The sequence below is a fragment of the Paraburkholderia panacisoli genome, from assembly GCF_008369935.1.
Lineage (GTDB): Bacteria > Pseudomonadota > Gammaproteobacteria > Burkholderiales > Burkholderiaceae > Paraburkholderia > Paraburkholderia panacisoli.
In genome coordinates this window covers 73,477-94,949 of record NZ_VTUZ01000009.1, presented here as the reverse complement: position 1 = coordinate 94,949, position 21,473 = coordinate 73,477, and the positions used below count along the sequence as shown (strand labels likewise).

The 21,473-nt window shown below is 61.7% G+C and carries 23 protein-coding genes; 7 read left to right on the top strand and 16 right to left on the bottom strand.

The window, feature by feature from the left end:
* Positions 1 to 12: 12 nt before the first annotated feature.
* The 14 genes from FVF58_RS15460 to FVF58_RS15400 form a co-directional block, all read right to left on the bottom strand.
* Positions 13 to 690, bottom strand: a complete 678-nt coding sequence (locus tag FVF58_RS15460; protein ID WP_246217067.1) for a TadE/TadG family type IV pilus assembly protein — start codon at positions 688 to 690, stop codon at positions 13 to 15.
* Positions 687 to 1,181: a TadE/TadG family type IV pilus assembly protein gene (locus FVF58_RS15455; RefSeq protein ID WP_149670770.1), complete on the bottom strand. Its 495-nt coding sequence runs from the start codon at positions 1,179 to 1,181 to the stop codon at positions 687 to 689. Before FVF58_RS15455 ends, FVF58_RS15460 begins: the two co-directional genes overlap by 4 nt.
* Positions 1,178 to 2,086, bottom strand: coding sequence for a tetratricopeptide repeat protein (locus tag FVF58_RS15450; protein WP_246217066.1), 909 nt, complete (start codon positions 2,084 to 2,086; stop codon positions 1,178 to 1,180). The genes FVF58_RS15455 and FVF58_RS15450 overlap by 4 nt, the downstream gene beginning before the upstream one ends.
* Positions 2,083 to 3,045: a type II secretion system F family protein gene (locus tag FVF58_RS15445; protein WP_149670769.1), complete on the bottom strand. Its 963-nt coding sequence runs from the start codon at positions 3,043 to 3,045 to the stop codon at positions 2,083 to 2,085. Before FVF58_RS15445 ends, FVF58_RS15450 begins: the two co-directional genes overlap by 4 nt.
* Positions 3,042 to 4,016, bottom strand: a complete 975-nt coding sequence (locus tag FVF58_RS15440) for a type II secretion system F family protein (protein WP_149670768.1) — start codon at positions 4,014 to 4,016, stop codon at positions 3,042 to 3,044. Before FVF58_RS15440 ends, FVF58_RS15445 begins: the two co-directional genes overlap by 4 nt.
* Positions 4,013 to 5,401: a TadA family conjugal transfer-associated ATPase gene (locus FVF58_RS15435; protein ID WP_149670767.1), complete on the bottom strand. Its 1,389-nt coding sequence runs from the start codon at positions 5,399 to 5,401 to the stop codon at positions 4,013 to 4,015. Before FVF58_RS15435 ends, FVF58_RS15440 begins: the two co-directional genes overlap by 4 nt.
* Positions 5,401 to 6,621: a CpaE/TadZ family protein gene (locus tag FVF58_RS15430; RefSeq protein WP_149670766.1), complete on the bottom strand. Its 1,221-nt coding sequence runs from the start codon at positions 6,619 to 6,621 to the stop codon at positions 5,401 to 5,403. Before FVF58_RS15430 ends, FVF58_RS15435 begins: the two co-directional genes overlap by 1 nt.
* A gap of 27 nt (positions 6,622 to 6,648) precedes the next feature.
* Entirely contained in the window at positions 6,649 to 7,023 is a 375-nt protein-coding gene (locus FVF58_RS15425) for a CpaD family pilus assembly lipoprotein (RefSeq protein ID WP_149670765.1), read from the bottom strand.
* A gap of 22 nt (positions 7,024 to 7,045) precedes the next feature.
* Complete coding sequence (locus FVF58_RS15420) at positions 7,046 to 8,527, bottom strand: type II and III secretion system protein family protein (protein ID WP_246217065.1); 1,482 nt, start codon at positions 8,525 to 8,527, stop codon at positions 7,046 to 7,048.
* A gap of 49 nt (positions 8,528 to 8,576) precedes the next feature.
* Positions 8,577 to 9,521 carry a Flp pilus assembly protein CpaB gene (cpaB, locus tag FVF58_RS15415; RefSeq protein WP_149670764.1) on the bottom strand — a complete coding sequence of 315 codons (945 nt, stop codon included), beginning with the start codon at positions 9,519 to 9,521 and terminating at the stop codon, positions 8,577 to 8,579.
* Between the two features lie 12 nt (positions 9,522 to 9,533).
* Entirely contained in the window at positions 9,534 to 10,043 is a 510-nt protein-coding gene (locus tag FVF58_RS15410; protein WP_149670763.1) for an A24 family peptidase, read from the bottom strand.
* 76 nt (positions 10,044 to 10,119) lie between these two features.
* Entirely contained in the window at positions 10,120 to 10,296 is a 177-nt protein-coding gene (locus FVF58_RS15405; protein WP_149670762.1) for a Flp family type IVb pilin, read from the bottom strand.
* A 565-nt stretch (positions 10,297 to 10,861) separates the two neighbouring features.
* The gene (locus FVF58_RS51425; RefSeq protein ID WP_188130829.1) at positions 10,862 to 11,038 is read right to left on the bottom strand and encodes a hypothetical protein; all 177 of its coding nucleotides are present in this window, start codon (positions 11,036 to 11,038) and stop codon (positions 10,862 to 10,864) included.
* Between the two features lie 263 nt (positions 11,039 to 11,301).
* Entirely contained in the window at positions 11,302 to 12,633 is a 1,332-nt protein-coding gene (locus FVF58_RS15400) for an aminotransferase-like domain-containing protein (RefSeq protein WP_149670761.1), read from the bottom strand.
* A gap of 92 nt (positions 12,634 to 12,725) precedes the next feature.
* Here FVF58_RS15400 and FVF58_RS15395 point away from each other — a divergent pair, with 92 nt between their 5' ends.
* The gene (locus FVF58_RS15395) at positions 12,726 to 13,322 is read left to right on the top strand and encodes a DJ-1/PfpI family protein (protein ID WP_149670760.1); all 597 of its coding nucleotides are present in this window, start codon (positions 12,726 to 12,728) and stop codon (positions 13,320 to 13,322) included.
* Between the two features lie 510 nt (positions 13,323 to 13,832).
* Positions 13,833 to 14,258: a hypothetical protein gene (locus tag FVF58_RS15390; protein ID WP_149670759.1), complete on the top strand. Its 426-nt coding sequence runs from the start codon at positions 13,833 to 13,835 to the stop codon at positions 14,256 to 14,258.
* Positions 14,259 to 15,493: 1,235 nt separating this feature from the next.
* Here FVF58_RS15390 and FVF58_RS54180 read toward each other — a convergent pair.
* Both FVF58_RS54180 and FVF58_RS15370 read right to left on the bottom strand, forming a co-directional pair.
* Positions 15,494 to 15,772, bottom strand: a complete 279-nt coding sequence (locus FVF58_RS54180; protein ID WP_149670757.1) for a DUF1427 family protein — start codon at positions 15,770 to 15,772, stop codon at positions 15,494 to 15,496.
* A 159-nt stretch (positions 15,773 to 15,931) separates the two neighbouring features.
* Positions 15,932 to 16,621 (bottom strand): hydrolase, encoded by a 690-nt coding sequence (locus tag FVF58_RS15370; protein WP_149670756.1) that lies wholly within the window; start codon positions 16,619 to 16,621, stop codon positions 15,932 to 15,934.
* 434 nt (positions 16,622 to 17,055) lie between these two features.
* Here FVF58_RS15370 and FVF58_RS15365 point away from each other — a divergent pair, with 434 nt between their 5' ends.
* The 5 genes from FVF58_RS15365 (at position 17,056) to FVF58_RS15345 (ending at position 21,376) form a co-directional block, all read left to right on the top strand.
* The gene (locus tag FVF58_RS15365; RefSeq protein ID WP_149670755.1) at positions 17,056 to 17,346 is read left to right on the top strand and encodes a XapX domain-containing protein; all 291 of its coding nucleotides are present in this window, start codon (positions 17,056 to 17,058) and stop codon (positions 17,344 to 17,346) included.
* Positions 17,343 to 19,232, top strand: coding sequence for an amidohydrolase (locus FVF58_RS15360; protein WP_149670754.1), 1,890 nt, complete (start codon positions 17,343 to 17,345; stop codon positions 19,230 to 19,232). The genes FVF58_RS15365 and FVF58_RS15360 overlap by 4 nt, the downstream gene beginning before the upstream one ends.
* A gap of 12 nt (positions 19,233 to 19,244) precedes the next feature.
* Positions 19,245 to 19,667, top strand: a complete 423-nt coding sequence (locus FVF58_RS15355; protein ID WP_149670753.1) for a DoxX family protein — start codon at positions 19,245 to 19,247, stop codon at positions 19,665 to 19,667.
* A gap of 24 nt (positions 19,668 to 19,691) precedes the next feature.
* Positions 19,692 to 20,609 (top strand): glyoxalase, encoded by a 918-nt coding sequence (locus FVF58_RS15350; RefSeq protein ID WP_149670752.1) that lies wholly within the window; start codon positions 19,692 to 19,694, stop codon positions 20,607 to 20,609.
* Between the two features lie 74 nt (positions 20,610 to 20,683).
* Positions 20,684 to 21,376: a YoaK family protein gene (locus FVF58_RS15345; protein ID WP_149670751.1), complete on the top strand. Its 693-nt coding sequence runs from the start codon at positions 20,684 to 20,686 to the stop codon at positions 21,374 to 21,376.
* Positions 21,377 to 21,473: the final 97 nt, after the last annotated feature.

The following is a 21,473-nucleotide window of genomic DNA, read 5'->3' as shown; positions in this document are numbered from 1 at the left end:
CGCGATCTCGCTTCATGAGGCCACCAATGGAAGCGGCTTGCCCGTGCGGGGGCGCACATAGACACGCTCATAGATGGTCTGGGTGCCCGGCGCGTTCGTCCAGAAAGGCAGGGTCATCGAGAAGGGGGTATAGGAGTAGAACACCTCGACCACGATCGCCGAATCGCCGTTGCGGAACGGCCATGTCGTCGGCAACAGCTTGCCGGCGGTCTCCTTGGACTTCATGCCCGACAAGGTCCAGGGCGCGCTCTGCTGCCAGTACTGCTGCGGTGTGCCCGCCGCCATCGAAGGCGGGTTCGGCGGATTGGCCGGGTCGCAGCCTATCTGCTGGTCGCAGATCGACGTGATATAGACGCCGCCCTTCGTCTGCAAGCTGTTCGGTGCGGCGATCAGAGTCGCGGCGCTCCAGATTGAACCCAGACTATTCGATGAACTCGTGGTGGGATCGTTGACGACCGCCGACATCTGTCCCAGCGAGTCGGCCAGCGTGAAGGCCGTGTGCTCGACGAGGCTCACCGCCCGCATGTACATGTAGATCTCGCTGAAGCCGAGCATGGTCAGCAGTATCAACGGAACGATGATCACGAATTCGACCGTCACGCTGCCGCGATCCGAGCGTAGAAGGCCGCGCCATCCGGCGCGCGGACGGCGGCGCGTAACCGGCGGCATGCTGTGTAGGATGCGAGTCATTTTTCGTTCTGCACCAGAAAATTGCGTTGGAACGTCAGCGGCAGGGGTACGCCGAAATATCTCGGCAAACCCGTAAAGCCGTCGGGCAGCGTGACCGTGATCTGGTAGGAGACGACATCGCCAAAGCCCCCCATGTTGGTCTGATAGCTCGAGGTACCCACGTTGTTGTAAGTGCCGTAATTCAGCGTATTGATCGTCACCGTTGCGCCGATTTTTTGCCAGCCTCCCAGCGTGTTCATCACAATGCTCTGCGCCTGGGCGGCACGCGTGCCGGTGGTCGGCACCGTCGTGGTCAGTCCCGTGCGCGAAGCGGACTCCGCCGCGATCTGCACCGACGCGTCCACGATCATGTCGAGCGCGAGTTCCACGGTGCCCAACACGAGGAAGAACACCACTGGCGACAGCAACGCGAATTCGATCGCTGAACCCCCGCTGTCATCGGTCAGCGCGGCGATCGGGCCGCGCCTCCAGGGCCAGGCTGCCGTTGTCATCGAAGGCTCGCTGCCTGCACCGAAACGCCCGGCACGGCAACGACTTTCGCGGTCCCCGACTGCGGCACGAGACGCTCGCGCTGGATTTTGTAGAAGCGCAAGTTGTCTTGCACCGACGCCTTGGGCAGATCGCGCCCGAGAATTTCAGCGGCCGCTTCCGTATTGCCGAGCAGGCCGTACGCGAGCGCCAGATCCTGGCGAGCTTGCGGCGGCGCGGCCGGGTAACGCGTGACGTCGAGCAACACGTTCGCCCCTTCGCGCGGCTTGCCGCTGAGGATCAGCGACAAGCCGAGATTCACGCTGAGCATCGGATCGCCGGGATTCTTTCTCAAACCGTCTCGCAGCACGGCCTGCGCGGCCGCGTGGTCGCCCGAGAGGTCGATGGCCGCGCCGAGGCCGGCCAACGCCAGCGGGTCGTTGGGCGACACGGCGAGCACGCGGCGATACGTGACGATGGCGTCGTCGAAGCGGCGCTGATGAATGGCTACGCGTGCGAGGCCGATCAGCGGCGCGGCTGCAGCCGGGTCGCTCTTGCTCGCGTGATCGTAATAGACCGCCGCGCGCGTGAAGTCGCCCACCGCGTAAAGCGTATTGCCGAGACCGGTCAAGCCTTCGACCGAACGCGGGTCGGTTTTCACGATCTTGTCGTACAGCGAGGTCGCCAGTTCGAGGTTGCCTGAGTCGAGCGCGGTCTCCGCGATGCGCAGCTCGCTCATGTTACTCGGCGCCGAGTTCCTGATAACCGGCCGCGCCTCGGAGACACGCTCGGTGGTGGTGCAGGCGGCGGTGAGCGCCAGCAGCGAGACGCCGCACGCCATCAGCCCGGTGTGCCGGGCGGCGCGCAGGAGCTTCGTGCCCCGCGCGAAGAGGGTGCATCGAGCGATGGTGAGGAGAGCGATTTTCATTGCTTGGCAATAGCGTCCATCAGTTGAATGACAGCCGGCCCCGCCGCGATCGCGACGACGGCAGGAAGAATGAACAGCATCATCGGTACGACCATTTTCGGTGCCAGCTTGGCGGCCTTCTCTTCCAGCGAGACGATGTGCGCGAGACGCTCCGTGCGCGACAGCGTGCGCAGTGCCTGCGTGATCGGCGTGCCGTAACGCATGGATTGAGTCAGCGTGGCGATGAGCGCGCGGATCGACGGCAAGTTGATGCGTTCAGCCAGATCGTGAAGCGCACGCGTACTGTCGCCGGACAGCTTCAGTTCGTCGGCGGTCAGCGCGAATTCGCTTGCGAGCGGCGGGCAGATCGTCGCGAGTTCATCGGCCACGCGGCGGATGCTCACGCCGAGACTGTTGCCGGCGTTGGTGCAGATCACGAGCAGATCGAGTGCGTCGGGCAGGCACGCCGCCATCGCCTTGCGACGCTGCGATGCGCGGAACGCCACGACGTATTCGGGAATGATCATGCCGACAATGAACACGAACAGCATCAGCATGCCGCGCACGGCCGGGTACGCGCCGATGACCGGAATGTGCGACCCGAGCATGACCGTCAGTGCGGCGCAAATCAGACCGACCGCGAATTTGATCGCGAGCAGGATCGAGACGGCGGCCCGGCTGCGGTAGCCGCTGCGCAGCATTTCCTTTTGCAGCTTCAACCGGTATTTCGCATCGAAAAGCGGAAGGCGGTCGCCGAGGATCGCCAGGCGGCGTAGCAGGCGTTGCCGGAAGCTGCTGTCTTTTTCGAGTTCTTCCGTGCCCACGCTGTCCGCGCGCTGGATCAGCGCGGCCTGCCGGGTGCGTTCCGCAATCCGGCCGCGCCGGCCGCCGTGCTTCGTCGCCCACCAGATCGCCAGCGCGGCGAACAGCGCCAACAGCATCAGCAGATTGATCAGTGTTTCGACGTTGTCCGGACTCATCGCGACGTATCCAGTTTGGACATCTTGCCGATCACCACCAGCCCGAACACCATGGAGATCGCGCCGAACGTCAGGAGTTTCTGGCCAGGTGGCGTGTCGAACAGAATGATCAGATAGTTTCGGTTCAGCACGTACATCGACAGCATGATCACCCCCGGAATCGCGGCCATGATCTTGGTCGTGATACGGGCTTCACCAGTCAGCGCTTTTGTTTTCTGACGAATCTCGCGCCGGGTTCGCACGATCGTGGCGAGTCCTTCGAGTGTCTCACCGAGCTGGCCGCCCGTTTCGCGCTGTAGCAGCAAGCAGACGCAGAAGAACGAGAAGTCCGCGATTTCAATTCGCTTGACGGCAACAGTCAGCACTTCTTCGAGATCGAGACCCATCTGCAGCGAGTCGCTCATCAACTTGAACTCCTCGCGGATCGGCTCGGTGCACTCGCTCGATACGGTGCCGATGACCTGCGTCACAGGAACGCCTGCGCGCACCGCGCGCACGATGAGGTCGATCACATCGGGAAAGCCGTCGAGAAAGCGGCGGCGAAAGCGCTGCACCAGAAAGCCGTACGCGCGGACCACCGCGAACACCGGCAAGCCGACAATGAGTAAGGGCTTGGAGAAGTCGGGTAGGGGCATGAAGCGCGTCATCAGCAGCGCGAGCAGGGCGCCCGCCACGCCCGCCGCGAACGCGATGCGAATGCCTTTCTTTCCGGCGACGGTACGAAGGCGCGCCACTTTCGGGCCGTACCAGCGGCTGAACACGTTCTCCCGTTTGCTGACGGTAAACAGATCCGTGGTGTGCGCCTTGGCGTCCCTGGAGCGAAATTTCTCAGCGGAGAACGTGTTCTCCATGCGCGCCTTGATCCGCGCGTGAGGTTGCTTTTTCCGTATGTCCTGCAGGGTCAGCCACATCACGCCGAGCATCAGCACGATGATGAATGCGCACGCGGAGAGCAGGTCGATCCGGTTCATGGCCTCATCGCCTCGAGCAATGCTTCTTCAAGCCCGTAGTACGCCGCGCGCGCGGCGAACGCCGGCCGCACCAGCGCGGATTCATAGACCCCCTTGACTTCTTCGCTATAGGCCGTGGCGTCGTAGCGAAACGTGAACAGCTCCTGGGTGATGATGACGTCGCCTTCCATGCCGACGAGTTCGGTGATCCGCGTCACCCGGCGCATGCCGTCGCGCATCCGCTCGATCTGCACGATCAGGTGCACCGCGCTCGCGATCTGCCGGCGAATCGACAGCAACGGCAGATTGCCGTTCGCCATCATCACCATGCTCTCGAGCCGCGTGATGCCGTCGCGTGGCGTGTTCGCGTGGATCGTGGTCATCGATCCATCGTGGCCCGTGTTCATCGCCTGCAACACGTCGAAGGCTTCGGGGCCGCGCGTTTCACCGAGGATGATCCGGTCGGGGCGCATCCGCAGCGCGTTGCGCACGAGATCGCGCTGCGCGACGCCGCCCAGTCCTTCCGCATTCTCGGGCCGCGTCTCCAGGCTGACGACATGCGGCTGCACGAGTTGCAGTTCGGCGGCGTCCTCGATGGTGATGGTCCGCTCGCCGAGCCCGATGAAGTGCGACAGCGCGTTGAGCAACGTGGTCTTGCCGGAGCCCGTGCCACCCGACACGATGATGTTGAGCCGGCAAGTGCTGGCGAGCTTGAGCAGATTCGCCATTTGCTGCGACATGTTGCCTTGCTGCGCCATTCTGTGAAGCGTGATGTTGCGCTTCGAGAACTTCCGGATCGAGATGGTCGCGCCGTGAATCGCGAGCGGCGGCAGCACGACGTTGACCCGGCTGCCGTCGGCCAGGCGCGCATCGACCATCGGGCTGCTTTCGTCGACGCGCCGGCCCACGCCGGCCGCAATCCGCTGCGCCACATTGATGACGTGCGCGTTGTCGCGGAACTTGAACGGCGTGAGTTCGAGCCGGCCGTGGCGTTCGACGTAAACCTGGTCGGGTCCGTTGACGAGCACGTCGGTAATGGTCTCGTCGGCCAGCAACGGTTGGATCGGTCCGAGCCCGAACATGTCGTTCAGCAATTCGCCAACGATCTGCGATTGCTCCGCAATCGTGATGTTCAGGTGCTCGCGTTCGGCAATTTCCATCACGAGTTTCTCGACGCCGACCTTCATCTGCTCACGCGTGCGGCCCACTGCGGCCGACGCGTTCATCAGGCTGAACACGCCGGTCCGAATGGTCTTGAACAGTTCCGAGCGGACCAGCGTCTCGTTGCCTTCCGGGCCGTTCACGGGAGCCGCGGCGGCCGGCGCCGGTTCCGGCGCTGCGCTGTTTTCCTCGACGGTGACGTCGTCGGTCGTCTCTATCGCGCGAACCTGCTTTTGCCCGAACATCAGTTTCTCCTGAACTTGAACTTCTGCAAGAAGTTGCGTTCAGCGACCGCGGGCTGACCCGTGAGGTCATGTCCGATTCGCGTGATGCTCTGATTGAAGCCGTTCGACGCCTTTTCAGTTGGTGGCTCGCCAAGATTTTCTGCAATCGAGATCGCCTTGGACTCGAATTGAATCTCGTACAACGGCGGGCGTCCGACCGCCGAGGTGAAATCGGCCGCCCCGACCTTGCCGGCGCTCGCCGCGTTGGCGTTGTTAAGCAGCAGCGAGGTGGGCGGATTGTTGTCGCGGTCCTCGATAAAGCGCAGCCGTCGGATCGTCTCGCGGGTCGAGTGCACCGAACGTTCGGAGACCAGATAGACGCGTGACGCGAAATCGAATGCATCGCTAGCCAGCGGATCGGTCATGCTGCCGACGTCGAGAATCACATAGTGGAAGCTGTCGCAGAGCAATTCGAGCACCCGCCCGAGCGCACCACTCTTGAACGGCTGCGCGCTGCCATAGTCGAGTTCGGCGGACAGCACGAAGAGCCGCGCGCCTTTAGCGACGAGCGTGCGCTCCACATACTGCGGATCCAGCCGATGCACGTTTTGCATCACGTCGCTCAGGCCGTTGTTGCTCTTGATGCCGAGCATGCTGTTGGCCGCGCCGCCATTCAGGTTCAGGTCGACGTAGGCCACCCGGCGGTGGGTGTCCTCGGCCAGATGACGGGCCACGTTGAGCGCGATCGTGGTCGTGCCCACGCCGCCGCGGGTTCCCGCGAACGCGATCGTCTTGCCGGAGCGGGCCAGCATCACGGGACTGACCTTGCCCTCGGCAACGTTCACGGTGCGCTTGAGCAATTCAACTGTGAGCGGTTTGACCAGATAGTCACGCACGCCGATCTTCAGCAGGCTGCGGAACAGGCCGACATCGTTGCGCTCGCCGAGCGCGATGACCTGAACCGACGGCTCGCACACTTCCGCCAGCCGGCCGAGTTCCGAAAGCGGCATCACCGAGTCGTGCAGATCGATCAGCAGGAATTGCGGCGAGCGTTCGATCTTCGACAGATAGGCGATCGCGTCATTGACGCCGCCAATCGCGATGTGCGTATGCGGCATCGCCTGTTCGAGCACGAAGCTCTTGAGCACCTGCTCGGTCTTGCGGTCGCTGACGAACGCAATGAACTCGGCGAGCCGGGTTCCCGCGTTGCTCTTCGTGAAACTGAACTCGTTCGTGCCCATGGCGTTCTTCGGTGAGTGTGGCTCGCGTCATTTGGAATTGCGTGACGTGCCGTTGTCGAGTGGAATCACATGACCGGTCTCATAGCGATGCACCGAGCTTGCCGCGACCGCGGCATCGGCCGGGCCGAGCGGCTGCGGCTTGACGAGGTCCTGCGGATTGGCGACCTGCGCCGCGAGATTGGTGTAGGTCGCGCATCCCCATTCCATGCTCGGACGACGCCAGCCCGCGTCCGTCAATAGCGAGGGGCGCGAGAGGCTCGCGCAATCGGGCGGCAACGCGGAGTGGCCGTCGAAGCCGATCGTCGTCTGATCGGGCATGCCGATCGGCGGCTTGAAGCAGCCGCTGACACTTGCCGCCACGAGGCAGGCAAGCAGGAGCGTGAGAAGACGCAGCGTTTTCATGATGTCAGGCTCGATAAGCGGCTCAATAGACGTATCCGGCCGCGCCGACGAGACGCGGTTGGCTGGACGCGGAAGTTGCGTCGCCGGGCTGGTGGCCGTAGCTGTATTCGATGTCGGTGCTCGGTGACATCAGCGATTCCAGCGGCGTGCGAAGTCTCGATGGATCGGTCGGCTCGACCAGGTACGGCGTCACCATGATCACCAGTTCGGTTTTGTTGTTCTGATAGTTCGTCGATGAGAACAGCTTGCCGAGGATCGGAATGGAACCCACGCCCGGAACCTGCGAAATGATGTCGGTGGTATTGCTTTGCAACAGGCCGCCGATCGCGAAGCTCTGACCGCTTCCCAGTTCGACGGTCGTATCCGCGCGGCGCACGCTCAGGCCCGGCACCGTGATGCCGCCGGTCGTCACGCTCACCGACGTGTCGATCTGGCTCACTTCCGGGCGCACCTTCAGACTGATGCGGCGGTCGTGCAGGACGGTGGGCGTGAAGTCGAGCTTTACGCCGAACTGCTTGAACTCGACGGAGATGGCGCCATTGGTTTGCGACACCGGAATCGGGAATTCGCCACCAGCAAGAAAGCTGGCCGTCTGCCCGGACATAGCCACGAGATTCGGCTCCGCGAGAACGGTCAGCAGGCCTTCCTGGTTCAACGCATCGACGAGCGCCTGAATATTGACGTTGTTGGTCTTGAACTGGCCGAACAATGAAAACGCGTTGTTGCTCGGAAGATTGACCGGAAAGGTCGTCTGTCCATTGGGCCCCACGATGGGTTGTGACAGGTTATAAATCGGACGCCCGCTGAAGATGCCGCCGTAGAAATTGCCGACCGCATTGCCCATCGCCTGCCAGTTGATGCCGAGCTGCTGCGTGACGTTGCGGTCCACCTCGGTGATACGCACGCGCAACTGAACCTGTAGCGGGCGATCGATCGTCATGCGGTTGACCAGTACTTCCTTTTCCGTCAGATAGGGCGTGACGGCCTGGACGACGGCATCGGCGTCGGTCGGATTGGGCGCGTCGCCAGAAACCTGCAACGAGCCTTGGCTCGTGCTCAGTCGGACTTTCATATTGGGAAAGCGAGCGGCGATCATGCTGTGCAGGCCGTCCATGTCTCGCCCGACCACCACCGTGCGCTGCACCAGCGTCTTGTTGTTCGCGCCCAGCACGTAGAGGGTCGTCGTACCGGTCTTCTTGCCGAGCACGAACACGGCCATCGGCGAGGGGACGTGCACGTCCGCGACCGTCGGGTCGGCCACGAAAACCGAGCCGGCGTTCTGGCTCAAGCGGATCAGCGTGCCTTTGCCCGCGGCGATGTTCAGGGGCGCCGAACTCGCGTCCGATGGGCCCGCGGTCGTCACGGAGTTGGCCCGGATCACCGCGTTGTGCGACGAAGCGACGGGCGCCTTGATCGCCTTTGGGGAAGTTGCGAGAGCCGGTGCGGCGGAGAACACCGCCCAAGCCATCACCCATGCTGCTTTGCGAATCGGACTGAACTGCATTTGACGTTCTCTATCCAGGGAATGGACCGGGCAAGCGGTTTGAACGGTACTAGCGCGCCGTGGGGATCGAAGGCAGCGGCGGCGCGCCGTCGCTTGCCGTCGTCATCCCCGCTGTCGCTTCCGACTTCTCGGAGCCTCTATAGATCGTGACCGGCCGCGCCATCACAGGTGCGGGCGCGGCGGCGGCGACCTGGACCGCGCGCGTGCGCGGCAGTTCGCGCACGGCGCGTGAGATGTCGCCTGCCCAAACCGGCGCGGGCTGTGCGGCGGACGCCGGCATCGATGCCGCAGGGTCGCGCGAAGCCGTCGCGAAACTGCGCAACGCGAGCGACAGGCTGCCGAGGCGTGCCGCGACGGACACGACTTCACCCATCCGGGGCGTGACTTCCAGCGTGACCGTGCGGGCACGGTTGCCGATGACATCGGGAGCGTCGCCGTTCTTGGGCCGCTTGATTTCCGACCCGACCGCGAGGACCCGCACGTGTTCGACGACGGTTTCGCTCGACACCGCGAGGTCAGGCGAATCGGTGCGGCGATCCATTTGCTGCGTCAGCAGCAGGTCCACGTAATCGCCCGGCTGGATCAGACCGGCGTTGCCGGACACGTCGTCGACCGCCACCGACACGGCGCGCATTTCGGGCTTGAGCGTCGCCGCGAGAAAGCCGGGTGCGCTCGGCAGGATCACGTCCTCGGCCACGAGTACCGTGCCGCTGGCCGCCGCATGCCGCAGCAACGCGCCCTTCAGTTCCAGCGCGTCCGGCGCGCCGGCAACGATGGCGCCCGGCGGCACATCCGCGACAGGCACCGCCTTCCAGCCGAGATCCTCGTCGCGCAGTAGCAGGCCTTGCGGCAGGTCGGCGGCACTGACCAACACCTTTTGCGTGTCGACAACCGGCTTCGACGGATGCGAACCGCTCGCGATCACCACGCGCACGATCAGGGCGATCAGCAGTGCCCCGACGATGATCACGGCGAATTTGATGACATTTGACATGGGGGCGACGTCCTATCGCTTTGCAATCAGGGGCAACACGGCCGGGAGCACAATCGCCAGACCGCCTCCAAACGCGAGGGCTACGCCGTAGGGGACGCCGCGCGCGCCTGAAAACATCGCTAGCGCTCGCAACGGCCACGAACGCTGATCCGAATTCATGTTTCGCGTGGCAAGACTGATCAGGGACACCACTGTCCCGATCATTGAAATCAATGTCAGGGCCGGTAGCGCGAGACTCACGCCGACCCACAGGAAGATGACCGAGGCAAGTTTTGCGTCGCCGCCGCCCACCATCTTTGCTGCGAACAACGCCGCGCAAACCACGAAGACCCCGAGTGCCAACGCGAGGTGGACGATCACCTGGTCGAGGGTCAGGCGAATCATTGCCGCGTCCAGGAAGAACAGCGCACCGATTGCCAGCACGATGCGGGTCGGCAGGCGCCGTGAACGAATGTCGACGATCGCTAGCCAGAGTAAGGCACCTAGCGCGGCGAGACGAATGGCGAGAGACAGTACGTGCACGATGAACTCGGTATCGAATCGGGTTAGGCAAAACGGAGGTCTGGACTAGGAAGACCCAGACCTCGAGCTCGATCGATCAGCCAGCTGCGGCGGTGACCTTGGAAAACAGGTTCAGGAAAATGCCGCTGAGGCCGCTGGTGAACGTCCCGCCGATCGCCGTCAGTGCGACGACGATGATGCCGGCCAGAATGGCGTATTCCATGGCGCTGACGCCACGCTCGTCACGAACAAATGCTTTAAGAAGTTTGCTCATTTAATTCCCCGTAAACGGATAGACGGACTCTCCCGGGAAGGACCAGGACCCGGTATGGGCCAGCCGCATCCCATGCTTTTGTTGTCCGGGAAACAACGGTTGCTTCGGACTTCGAGCTGGGAGGGCCGGTGAGTGCTCTAACGGCGACCAAAAAAGAATCTTTAGCGATTCTTATCGAATTTTTTTCGATCTATCACGCGCGGGCTGTCACTGCTGATAGTTCGGAGTATGTAGTTAAAAGTGATTAAACGTTTGCGAGGCTTGTCGCGTGGGCACAGTGTCGAATTTCACCGTGGAGCTGGCGGAATGGCAGTTGGAAAAACGGGGGGAAACGCGTAAGCGTATATCCTGATGTGGGGTGGCAAGAAAAAGTAAGGATCGGAAAGTAATGCTGCCTTCTGCGTTGCGCGACTCGCACACCGCGTAGCGGTGAATGCCAAGGTTGACCGTTTCTCACTGCGCGAATGTAGGTATGTGCGAGGACCGCACCGTTCGTTTGCCCACTGCGCAAACGTTGTCATAGGCTCCGCAGCGGCGCCTGGTCCAGTGCGACACCCAATGAGCGTCAGAGGGAGCCAGCATCAAACATCGCCAGGAGTTTGGCCGCTTCACTACCCAATTCGTCAAACTCTCCCGTGATCAGGTCGGGGCCTTTCACTTTGCGAATCACTTCCAGTGTCGCAATGACAGCGCTGAGTTCCAGGAGAAGCGCGTCGGGAATAGGTGGCAGTGCGATGTTCATGCCACTCTAACGACTGCGGCGATACAAACTTGATAGGCGAAGAATCTTGGGGGAATAGTGAGCCGTCGCTGCTCTGAGTGTCCCGCTCGCGATCGACTCGGCCGGCCGCTCAGGTTGCGGTCTTCCGCATGATGCGGAGCCTGGAAGTTCAGCGGTGCGGGTGGAAGATCAGCGATTGATCAAGAGCGGATGGGGCAAACAGTCCCTGCAACTGACGTTGCCCGCGACTCCGGCCGGTCGGCCTGCGCCCTCGCGACTGCCGGTCAATAGGTATGTGCGGCGATAACTCTTGCCACTGTTTCCAGCGATCGCTTGAGCGTGGCCAGATCGACCGAGCCGATTGCCAGGCGAATGGCGTGAGGCACATGCGCCGACGTCGAGAACGGCAGGGCTGTCGACACTGAAACCCGCTCGCGGATCAACGCCATCGCGATCGCGTCCGCGCGAACCTCCTGCGGCAGAGGAAGCCAGACGAAGTACGACGCGGGATGGCTGATCCTCTCGAGCCTGCCCAGAATCTCGGCGGCAAGGCCCTGACGCATCGTGGCGTCCCGCCGCTTCTCGTCTTCAAGCCGGGCCACCGTGCCGTCTTCCATCCAGCCGCAGGCGATGGCCGTCATGGTCGCCGGGGTGTTCCAGGTCGTCGCCCGGATCGCCCGTTCGAGCCTGGGAATCCATTCGCGCGGTGCACAGATGAAGCCGACGCGCAGCCCTGTCGCGACACTCTTCGACAAGCTCGATACATAAACCGTCGTTTCCGGAGCAAGCGATGCCAACGGAGGCGGAGCATCTTCAGCCAGGAATGCGTAAGCCCCGTCCTCGATCAGGATCAGTCCATGTTGTCGGGCGACGGTGACGAGTTCCCGACGTCGCTTTGCACTCATCACCCAGCCGAGCGGATTGTGCAGTGTCGGCATCGCGTAGACGGCGCGCACCCGACGTCGCTTGCAGAGGTCCGCCAAAGCGTCCAGGTCGGGCCCGCTCCCGGCGGCCGGGATCGGCGCGAGCTCCAGTCGATTGGCCTCGGCGGCCAGCTTGAATCCTGGATAAGTCAGCGCGTCCGCAGCCACCACGTCGCCGGGCTCGAGCAACGCCATGGCGGTCGTCGTCAGCCCGTGCTGTGCGCCGCTCACGAGCAATGTCGTTTCGACCGTTGCTGCCAGCCCCCGGCTGGCCAGGTGGCGCGCCGCCGTCGCCCGCTCGTGCTCGCGCCCGCCTTGGGGCTGGTATCGGAGCAGTGACTCCAGGTCACCTGCGGCCGCGAGCTGGCGCAGCGCCGCCCTGAGAAGGTCAGTCTGGCCCGGCGAAGACGGATAGTTGAAGCTCAGGTCTACTGTGTCCGCGCTCCAGCCATGCAGGTCTATGCCTTGACCGACAGGAAGAGGCTCCTTGACGAAGGTGCCGCGGCCGGTTTCGCCGCTCACCAAACCCATCGCCTGCAGTTCCGCGTAGACACGCGTGGCCGTGACCAGCGCCAGGCCTTCGCGAGCAGCCAGGTCGCGATGCGTTGGCAGACGCGTCCCGGGACGCAGGCGGCCTGCACGGATGTCGGCCGCGAAGAGGTCGACCACTTGTTTGTAGCGCGGCTGAGGCATGCCTGAATGTATCCATGACAATTATTTGATTGTATTGATTATCGGTCCTACCATGGCGTGACACAACGTCTCCACCCACACACGAGGACGCCATGCACATCGCCATCCTGACCTTTGAAGGCTTCAACGAACTCGATTCGCTGATTGCGCTCAACATTCTTAGCCGGGTCAAAAGGCCCGACTGGCGGGTCTCGATAGCCAGTCCGGCGGCTAAAGTGCGTTCGATGAACGGCGTGGTGATGGAAGCGCAAGCGTCGCTGAAGGACGCATGCGACGCCGACGCGGTGCTGGTCGGCAGCGGGATACAGACCCGGGACGTCGTCGCGGATGCCGCATTGATGTCGCAGCTAAAGCTTGATCCGACGCGCCAGTTGCTGGGCGCGCAATGCTCGGGCACGCTGATACTTGCGAAGCTGGGTCTGCTGGACGGCGTTCCCGCCTGCACGGACCTGACAACGAAGCCGTGGGTCGAAGAGGCCGGTGTGGCTGTGCTCAACCAGCCGTTCGTGGCCAGGCGAAACGTCGCGACCGCCGGCGGGTGCCTGTCATCGCAGTATCTGGCTGCCTGGCTCATTGCGCGTCTGGAGGGCGTCGAGGCTGCACGCAGCGCGATTCACTATGTCGCGCCAGTGGGGGAGAAGGAGACTTACGTGACGCGCGCAATGACGAATATTTCGCCATTCCTCTGAGGTAAAACAGCGACGGCCCGCACGAGTTCGACGCGGAGCCGCGTCGGGCGACTTTGCTTTGGCGCCGAGCTTCCGGGTGTGGCCAGTCACGGTCATTTGCCCGCGCTATCGGATGGACATCGAACATCCGCTCCCCTCATGCAACGAACGTTCGCCCGCCGAGCTTGCTGGCGATCCGCAACGGCTTCCCCTTTTGGGCCGGCGAGTAAGGATTGGACCAGCCCTTGCGCTGGCCTGCGACGATCTTTGGGCCAGGAACGTCGTACCTGATCGCGGATCGGCAAGCGACACCGCGTACCGCCTGTCCCGCGAAAGCGGAAACATTCCAGAAATTGGCACTCACCTCTGGTGAAACGCGATGCGTGGCGCCGGCTGCATTCGACGCAGCGTCAGGGAATAGGAGCCGTGGTTCGGTTGTTTACGTGTCAAAGGGCGCGCAAGCGGCGCACGAGGTTTAAACGCCGCACGCGTGATGCACGTGGCCGATCCCCCGCTCTCAAGGAGCCTCAAATGAAACGCGTAGTGTTTCGATCACACCAGGAGATTTTCGACTTCGCGGTCGCTCACCTGAATTCGCAACGTCGCTCGGCGTTACTCCCTCGTGGCGGAGGGGCATATCGCGGTGCATGCGGTGGTTGTCCGATTGGGGGCTTCATTGCGCTACGTGACTACACCACGGCGATGGAAGGCGTGCCGGTGCGCTTTATCGGCAAGCTGGGCAATGAGATTCCCGCCTGGATGAATACTGGTGTTGTGGCGCTTAGAAAGGCGCTTCGCCGGGCACGCATCGATATCGACGACGCCCGCACGGTGCGGCTGCTGAGTTGCCTGCAAAACGTGCATGACGCGTTCGGCGTCTGGGAATGGAATGACCGGCTGCGCTCGATTGCGCGCGAGTTCGATATTGCAACGCGAGATGCCTTGATTGAAGGGTGAGTGCCATGTTGGACGATTGTGCAATATTCGAACGCGTACGATGCCATATGCTCGCGCAGCAAGCGGTGTCAGAAGATGAAACCGGATCATGCTGTTTGCGCGGGTACCAGGGACGCAAGTGTGCGATTGGCTGCCTGATTCGGGAGGAGTACTACCATCCGGCACTGGAACAGCTAGGCATATCGTACTTTCAAAACTATCCCGACAGTCCTCTGCTTCAGGCCCTCGCAGCGTCAGGGGTCAATGTCCGGTCGAGGCCATTGATCGACCTGTTGATCGAGCTCGAGGACATTCACGACGGTTGCGCGGTAAGTGACTGGCCGTCTCGGCTTGAGCGGCTGGGACGCGAGCACGGTTTTGTCGATGACACTGCCGGGTGCGAACTGGCCACAGCCTGAGCGTCGCGCTCTGCGAGAGTACTCAAACGACGGGTGTTCGCAAAGGCGCAGTCCGATGCCTTGACCGGGTCGTTAGCGAACCGTTTTGCGCCAACGCGTATCAGGGCACATCGTGTCGCGACGATGCGCGACGTCGAAGGAAGAAACAAGTCACGTGCCGACGCGCTGCGCACACTCGCCTTGGATCTTCCTCTATGCTGGCGGGCAATTTTCTGACTTAACGTGAAGGTTCTGACAGGGATAGTCTGGCTTGAGCTTGGGCTTCGATTGAGAAGCGTCGCTCTTTCGGGTGCCAAAATGCGTCCGATGATGCTTATTTTTGTTCGTAGCTGAAGGACTGGTCTGCGGGTCTGAATTCGACGGGGCCTTGGCTGATTGGTCGCTTCTTTGCACGCCACTTGGGGCAACGCTCTGCGCAAACGCAGCGTTGGCGTAGCAGACGCCTACGAGTACAGCGGCAACGATCTTTTTTCTGTTCATAGTTCACCATTGCGTAAATCTTGTATGCGGAGCCACTCACTTTGTGCGTCAATTCACGAGTATTGTTTGATGTCTGAAACTCGGGCGATTGCTTAAGAGATTGAACAGGCAGAAGTAATTGTGAGCGTCCGCGTGTTCCTAAGCAACGCGCTAGTTGCAAAATTCAGAGTTTCAGAACGGGACTTATGGAACAGGAGGTGCCAGCGTACAGGTTCTGATGTGCGCGCACTACAGCGCGTTGTTCCGGTTCCATGGCCGGCAGTGCATCGACGGGCCATGCACCAGTTCACCGCGACAAGAGCGCATGCCGGGCGCATACCCCATATTCCCCGAGCCGTCGACGCAAGGCTGCTGGATTCAGTTCGGTGAGACGTTGGCGGGCGTGCGCGAAATCAGTCTAGCGTTATTCGAAGGTGGCGAATGCGTAGTGCGCGTCTGCAGCACCTCTGCTTTTGCAAACGGAAGCGTGGTGCTCGCCAGAAGCTGACGTCCAGTTGGAATGATTTGCGCCCCGAGAACCATCCCCAGCAATCCCACGAGGGCCACCATTGGCGGCGCCGGCGAGCGTACGCGAATCAGGCTGTATATCGCGCCGGCGAGAATGCCACCAAGAAGCGAGAGAATATAAGGTTTCATCGGTCGAAAATTCCTCGGACTCGCGTATCAGCGTGCTCGATGGCCATCGCGAACTATTGGCATGCAGGTCGTAGCGATCGACGTTGCGCTGAACGGCCCGCACCGGAATGATGATTCCGGCTGCGAGCCTCCCGTTTCAGCTCAGGATGCGGCGCCCCGTCAGGTCTTCGCCGGGACCGCGGCGAGAGACTCGTGCTTTGTTTCGCTGCGCTGGGGGGCCTTATGAACCATCGTGTAGGCGTAGTCGACGCCCATCCCGTATGCACCGGAATGTTCCTTCACGATTTTCATCACGGCGTCATACGTTTCTTTGCGCGCCCAGTCGCGCTGCCACTCGAGCATGACCTGTTGCCATGTGACCGGGACGGCACCGGCCTGGACCATCCGTTGCATTGCGTAGTCGTGCGCGTCCTTCGACGTGGCGCCGGATGCATCGGCGACCATGTAGATTTCGTAGCCGCCTTCGAGCATCGCGCAGAGCGCGAACGTCGTGTTGCAGACCTCCGTCCACAGGCCGGCGACGACGACCTTGTTCCGGCCGTTTTTCTTGAGCGCGTCGCGGACCTTCTGATCGTCCCACGAGTTCATCGAGGTTCGCTCGAGCGTGGGCTGGTCCGGGAACACGTCGAGCAGCTCGGGGTACGTGAAGCCGGAGAAGCTTTCGCTCTCGACCGTCGTGATGATCGTCGGAATATTGAAAGTCTTCGCCGCCTTCGCCAGTCCGACGACGTTGTTCTTCAATACTTGCCGGTCGATTGACTGGACGCCAAAGGCCATCTGAGGCTGTTGGTCGATGAAGATGATCTGGCTGTTGGTCGGAGTAAGTACTTCCAGTTTCTCTTTGCTCATGATGCCACCCGTTCTATGAGGTTCTAACAAATCGTCGCGCCAGATTTGAGCGCCGGAAGAGCCACTCGCGTTGCTCTAATGGAGCCAATAACGACGTGCCTCTCGCTGGAGAAACAAGACATGAGCAATGCCGTCTAGTGGTCCAGAAGAAGCATAGTCCACATTGTCCGGATGTGAAGCGGCGGATGGCGATATCAGGGTTTTATGTATGTGTTCGATGCCGACAGGATGCTTTTCTTTGGAGATGGAAAGTCATAAGCTGCGAGGAAAGCGAAAGACCCGTCGTCCTTCGATAGCGGGTTGCTCGTCTTGTCTTTGTCATCATGTGTATTGCTCGGAAGTTTGTATAAATCGTGCCGGAGCGCGTCCAGTTTTCGGCTTCGTGTTCGTCGTCGCGAGTGACTGCTTGCGGCGCACTGGAGGAGGGTTGGTCGATGAAAGCGTATGTGCTTTCGCTGCTGGCTGGCATCCTGGTAGGCGTGGTCTATAGCTTGATTGGCGTGCCGTCACCGGCGCCTCCTATCGTCGCCCTGGTGGGCCTTTTAGGCATACTCGCGGGCGAACAGATCTTCCCGGTTGCAAAGAAAATGCTTTCCGGAGCCAACCTGCGTGTGGCCTGGAAGGAGGAGCATTGCAATCAACACCTGTTTGGGTCTTTGCCTGGCCGGAACTCCGGAGGACCTCGACCCATGGCGGGAGTATCGTCTGAGGAGAAGCGTTCATGACATCTCACCAGCAGGCGCCGGACTTGATTCTTCTTAATGGCCGGTTCACCACGTTAGATAAATCGAAGCCAACCGTCACTGCGGTTGCGATCAGGGACGGTAGATTCGTTGCCGTCGGCGGCGACAGCGAGATCAGTCAGCTCAAGTCCGATACTACGCGCACGGTCGACCTGAAGGGACGCTCAGCTCTTCCGGGGTTGATCGACAACCATCTCCACATCATCCGTGGCGGGTTGAATTTCAACATGGAGCTTCGCTGGGATGGTGTGCGCTCACTGTCGACCGCCATGGAGATGCTCAAGGCGCAGGTCGCTATCACGCCGCCGCCTCAATGGGTACGTGTCGTCGGTGGGTTCACGGAGCACCAGTTCGACGAGCGTCGCTTGCCGACCATCGAGGAACTGAACGCGGCCGCACCGGACACGCCGGTTTTCATGCTGCACCTTTACGACCGCGCGCTGCTGAACGCCGCGGCGCTGCGAGTGGTGGGCTACACGAAGGACACGCCTGAGCCCCCTGGAGGCGAGATCGTGCGCGATAGCGCGGGCAATCCGACCGGGTTGCTCCTCGCGAAGCCCAACGCGGCCATCCTCTATGCGACGTTGGCGAAGGGCCCCAAGCTTCCTCTCGAATATCAGCTGAACTCGACCCGGCATTTCATGCGCGAGCTGAACAGATTGGGCGTCACCGGAGCCATTGATGCCGGCGGCGGTTTCCAGAACTTCCCGGAGGACTACGAGGTGGTCCGGAAGCTTGACGCCCAGGGACTGCTGACCATCAGGCTTGCCTACAACCTGTTCACGCAAAAGCCCAAGGGTGAGAAGGAAGACTTCCTCAACTGGACGAAGACATCGAAGTATAAGGACGGGAACGACTACTTCAGGCACAACGGCGCAGGCGAGATGCTCACGTTCTCCGCGGCTGACTTCGAGGACTTCAGGGTGGCGCGCCCGGACATGCCTCCGGAGATGGAGGGCGACCTCGAAGGCGTCGTCCGCGTGCTCGTGGAGAATCGCTGGCCGTGGCGCATGCATGCGACATACGACGAGACCATCAGTCGTGCGCTCGACGTCTTCGAGAAGGTGAACCGCGACACACCCCTTGCCGGCCTGAACTGGTTCTTCGACCACGCGGAAACCGTTACCGAGAAGTCGATGGACCGCATCGCCGCGCTCGGCGGGGGCGTTGCCGTCCAGCATCGAATGGCGTACCAGGGCGAGTATTTCGTCGAGCGATATGGTGAGAAAGCTGCTGAGGGCACGCCTCCTGTTTCGCGAATGCTCGAGAAGGGGATTCACACGTCGGCGGGGACCGACGCGACACGAGTTGCGTCCTATAACCCATGGGTCTCCCTCGCCTGGTTGGTGACCGGCAAGACGGTCGGCGGCCTGCGCATTTATCCGCAGCGCAACTGTCTGGACCGTGAGACGGCCCTGCGCATGTGGACCGAGAAGGTCACCTGGTTCTCGAATGAAGTCGGCAAGAAAGGGCAGATCGCAGTGGGTCAGCTCGCGGACCTCATCGTCCCTGACCGCGACTTCTTTGGTTGCGCCGAGGACGACATCGCTGGAACGTCGTCGTTGCTTACGGTCGTAGGAGGCAAGGTTGTGTATGCGACGGGCGAATTCGCCTCGCTGGACGATAGTCCGCCCCCTCCGGCGATGCCTGACTGGTCACCGGTGCGAAAGTATGGCGGCTTTGCCGCGTGGAAGCAGGGCGGCGAGTCCGGCGCGCCGCTTCAGCAGGTGGCGTCGACAGCATGTGACTGCGCGCGCGCTTGCCGCGTTCACGGCCACGACCATCGGCGCGCGTGGCTCGGCAATGCGCCGACGTCGGACTACACGGGCTTTTGGGGAGCGCTGGGATGCGCGTGCTGGGCGGTCTAGGGCGAGGGGCCAATGGTGGACAGTCCATCCTGGGTAGCGGCGCTGCTTCGTCAACCGTGGGTGATGCCATTGGTCCGCATCTGTGTGGTCTCGGCGTACCTCATTGGCGGTGTCACCAAGCTGATGCATTTCGACGCCGCGGTCGCTGAGCAGGTGCACTTCGGTCTCCATCCGGGGTGGCTTTGGGCTACCTTGGCAATCTTCGTGGAGATTGCCGGCTCCCTGTGCGTCATCTTCAACAGATTCACGTGGCTCGGAGCGGGAGCGCTGGCTGCATTGACGGTGGTGGCGATGCTCGTGGCGAACAACTTCTGGCGTCTGGAAGGTGTGGCGCGCTTCATTGCGTTGAACAGTTTCTTTGAGCACCTGGGGTTGGTTGCCGCCTTCGTGATGCTCACCTATCTGGCCAGCGGTGAGCGACGCTCTCGCGTCTAAAAAAAGGACAGGAAACTCACTATCATGCGCAACTTTCAATTCCTCGGTCTCGCCGTTGCTCTTGCTCTCGGTCTGGTGGCAAGTGCACCGTCGACTTCTTTCGGAAAGGCCAACATTGGGACGCCGCAGTCGGCGTCTTTCTCGGTCGGGCCGCAGTACGACACCACTCACGTGTATGTGGCACCGGAGGACTTCGACAAGTTCACGGACAGCGTCGTCGCTACGTTTGGCGGCCACAAATCGCAGCAAGGCGTCTTCCAGGTGACGCCGACACCGAGCCAGACGATGTCCCAACTGGTCTTCACGCCGGTGGGTACGATTTCGGTGTTCGGCTTCAAGACACCGATTCCGCATCCGTTTGGTGACGAGCGTACCGGCTACCTCGTCACGGACATGGACGGCGCGATGAAATCGGCGAAGGCTCATGGTGCTGACGTCGTGGTCGATACCTTTGCGGACCCGATTGGGCGTGATGCAGTCATCTCATGGCCGGGCGGCGTGCACATGCAACTCTACTGGCATACGCAGGCTCCGAACTACGAGGCGCTCGAGACCGTTCCGGAGAACCGGGTGTACGTTTCGCCGGGACGTGCGGACGCACTCGTCCGAAACTGGGTCGCGTTCTCGCACGGGAAGGTGGTTTCCGACAATCACAGCGCGCCCGGCGTTGAAATCGGTCGGGCGAACGATACCTTCCGGCGCGTTCGACTGACGTCGGGATTCGGGAACATGACCGTCTTTGTGACCGACGGACATCTGCCGTACCCACACGGGCGCGAGATGACCGGGTATGAAGTGAAGAACTTCGATGACACCATGAAGAAGGCTCAGGCCGCTGGTGTTTCGGTTCTCGTGCAGCCTTTCACGTCGGAGCAGAGAGAATCCGCAATCGTCCAGTTCCCGGGCGGATACATCGCGGAGATTCACGCGGTTGCGAAATAGGGCAGCGTCACGAGCAAAGGCGTGTCAATATCCGGGAAGCCGATCCTCGCTAACGCTTCCCGGTAGGGTGAGCAATGAATGACGATAATTTGCTCTCTGCGACTGCTGGTTATGTCGACACGCTCAGCTTTGTCGCGCTGTTCGGCTTGTTTACCGCGCACGTGACGGGGAATTTCGTGCTCATTGGTGGCGGCATCGCAGGGTATGGGCAGGGCGTCTTCCTTAAATTGATGGCGTTTCCTGCTTTTATCCTGGGAGTGGCGCTGAGCAGCTTCATCATTCGCGGCGCAAACCCCGAGACGCCGATGCGCGGCGCGTGCATGCTCTACGCCGTGCAGGCGCTTCTGCTGCTGGCGTTCTGCGTTGCGGGTGTCAGGCTCGGACCCAAGTTCAATCCGGAAAATTGGGCAGTGGTCGTGTGTGGGATGATTGGCGCGACCGCGATGGGTGTCCAGAACGCCCACAGCCGTCTTGTCGCCCGGCCTGGTGTGCCGAACACCGTCATGACCGGCAACGTGACGCAGGTCATTCTCGATGCGCTCGACATATGTTCGCCACGCGTTGCGGCGGACATCAAGACTGCTGCACGAACGCGAATTACCAAAATGCTTCCAGCAATTGCAGCATTCGCGCTCGGCGCCGTCGCCGGTGCTCTGGCTTACAGAAACTTTGGCTTCTGGGCACTGCTGTTGCCGGTAATCGGGGTCGCGTGGCTGGCAATTCACGCCTGGATGCACAGGAACGCGGTAGGCAAGCTTGCCACTTGACTCCTGCGGGCGCACTCGCTGGTCATGCTACAGGGAGGGGCATCGACGGTGACTTGACGACATCCGAAGAGTGCGTGAGGCGTGCGGTGACGGAGCA

Coding starts and splice junctions, on each gene's coding strand:
- FVF58_RS15360 (WP_149670754.1), top strand. CDS start 17,343: ATGACATCTCACCAGCAGGCGCCGGACTTGATTCTTCTTAATGGCCGG.
- FVF58_RS15435 (WP_149670767.1), bottom strand. CDS start 5,401: ATGTTCGGGCAAAAGCAGGTTCGCGCGATAGAGACGACCGACGACGTC.
- FVF58_RS15395 (WP_149670760.1), top strand. CDS start 12,726: ATGCACATCGCCATCCTGACCTTTGAAGGCTTCAACGAACTCGATTCG.
- FVF58_RS15440 (WP_149670768.1), bottom strand. CDS start 4,016: ATGAACCGGATCGACCTGCTCTCCGCGTGCGCATTCATCATCGTGCTG.
- cpaB (WP_149670764.1), bottom strand. CDS start 9,521: ATGTCAAATGTCATCAAATTCGCCGTGATCATCGTCGGGGCACTGCTG.
- FVF58_RS15400 (WP_149670761.1), bottom strand. CDS start 12,633: ATGCCTCAGCCGCGCTACAAACAAGTGGTCGACCTCTTCGCGGCCGAC.
- FVF58_RS15445 (WP_149670769.1), bottom strand. CDS start 3,045: ATGAGTCCGGACAACGTCGAAACACTGATCAATCTGCTGATGCTGTTG.
- FVF58_RS15345 (WP_149670751.1), top strand. CDS start 20,684: ATGAATGACGATAATTTGCTCTCTGCGACTGCTGGTTATGTCGACACG.
- FVF58_RS15430 (WP_149670766.1), bottom strand. CDS start 6,621: ATGGGCACGAACGAGTTCAGTTTCACGAAGAGCAACGCGGGAACCCGG.
- FVF58_RS15370 (WP_149670756.1), bottom strand. CDS start 16,621: ATGAGCAAAGAGAAACTGGAAGTACTTACTCCGACCAACAGCCAGATC.
- FVF58_RS15425 (WP_149670765.1), bottom strand. CDS start 7,023: ATGAAAACGCTGCGTCTTCTCACGCTCCTGCTTGCCTGCCTCGTGGCG.
- FVF58_RS15405 (WP_149670762.1), bottom strand. CDS start 10,296: ATGAGCAAACTTCTTAAAGCATTTGTTCGTGACGAGCGTGGCGTCAGC.
- FVF58_RS15420 (WP_246217065.1), bottom strand. CDS start 8,527: ATGCAGTTCAGTCCGATTCGCAAAGCAGCATGGGTGATGGCTTGGGCG.
- FVF58_RS51425 (WP_188130829.1), bottom strand. CDS start 11,038: ATGAACATCGCACTGCCACCTATTCCCGACGCGCTTCTCCTGGAACTC.
- FVF58_RS15460 (WP_246217067.1), bottom strand. CDS start 690: ATGACTCGCATCCTACACAGCATGCCGCCGGTTACGCGCCGCCGTCCG.
- FVF58_RS15355 (WP_149670753.1), top strand. CDS start 19,245: ATGGTGGACAGTCCATCCTGGGTAGCGGCGCTGCTTCGTCAACCGTGG.
- FVF58_RS15450 (WP_246217066.1), bottom strand. CDS start 2,086: ATGAAAATCGCTCTCCTCACCATCGCTCGATGCACCCTCTTCGCGCGG.
- FVF58_RS15350 (WP_149670752.1), top strand. CDS start 19,692: ATGCGCAACTTTCAATTCCTCGGTCTCGCCGTTGCTCTTGCTCTCGGT.
- FVF58_RS15390 (WP_149670759.1), top strand. CDS start 13,833: ATGAAACGCGTAGTGTTTCGATCACACCAGGAGATTTTCGACTTCGCG.
- FVF58_RS15365 (WP_149670755.1), top strand. CDS start 17,056: ATGAAAGCGTATGTGCTTTCGCTGCTGGCTGGCATCCTGGTAGGCGTG.
- FVF58_RS15455 (WP_149670770.1), bottom strand. CDS start 1,181: ATGACAACGGCAGCCTGGCCCTGGAGGCGCGGCCCGATCGCCGCGCTG.
- FVF58_RS54180 (WP_149670757.1), bottom strand. CDS start 15,772: ATGAAACCTTATATTCTCTCGCTTCTTGGTGGCATTCTCGCCGGCGCG.